This is a genomic window from Vibrio sp. OPT46 (genome assembly GCF_015163535.1).
Lineage (GTDB): Bacteria > Pseudomonadota > Gammaproteobacteria > Enterobacterales > Vibrionaceae > Vibrio > Vibrio alginolyticus.
In genome coordinates this window covers 20,086-20,681 of sequence record NZ_JADDYG010000867.1, presented here as the reverse complement: position 1 = coordinate 20,681, position 596 = coordinate 20,086, and the positions used below count along the sequence as shown (strand labels likewise).

1 pseudogene is annotated in these 596 nt (G+C 42.6%); it reads right to left on the bottom strand.

What is annotated here, in order from left to right:
- Positions 1-253 precede the first annotated feature (253 nt).
- A pseudogene (gene aspA, locus IQR33_RS30815) lies at positions 254-596 on the bottom strand (aspartate ammonia-lyase); the annotation flags it as partial.

Below are 596 nucleotides of genomic sequence, written 5' to 3'. Positions count from 1 at the left end.
AAACCAATGCCGATACCACCGATTCTTGCCCCCAAATAGATGAAGAGCAGAACCACGAAGAGTTCGACCATGACCATATTGATACCTCTTTAGTTTTTTATTTGATTCTGATTTTTTGAACACTCAGGAACAGGAGTAAATGCTCAGAGAATGAGAACCTAGTGGTTTAGCGGCAATAAAAGCATATAAAAAATGTGGTTAACCGTATGAGAGCCTAAAAAAGGGGCCTGAGTGGCCCCCTTCGGATTCGTTATTACTCGTAACGTTTTGCTTTGTAAGTAGGATGCATGAAGTTTTCTACTGACAAGATTTCATCAAGCTCCTCTGCTGTAAGCAGACCGCGCTCTAGCACGACTTCACGAACACTCTTACCAGTTTCTGCACAAATCTTACCTACGATGTCACCTTCGTGGTGGCCGATGTATGGGTTTAGGTAAGTGACGATACCGATAGAGTTGTAAACGTAGTTTTCGCAAACTTCTTTGTTTACAGTGATGCCGTCGATACATTTATCACGTAGGTTCACACACGCGTTGTGTAGTAGAGAGATAGACTCAAACACACTTTGTGCGATCACAGGTTCCATTACGTTTAGC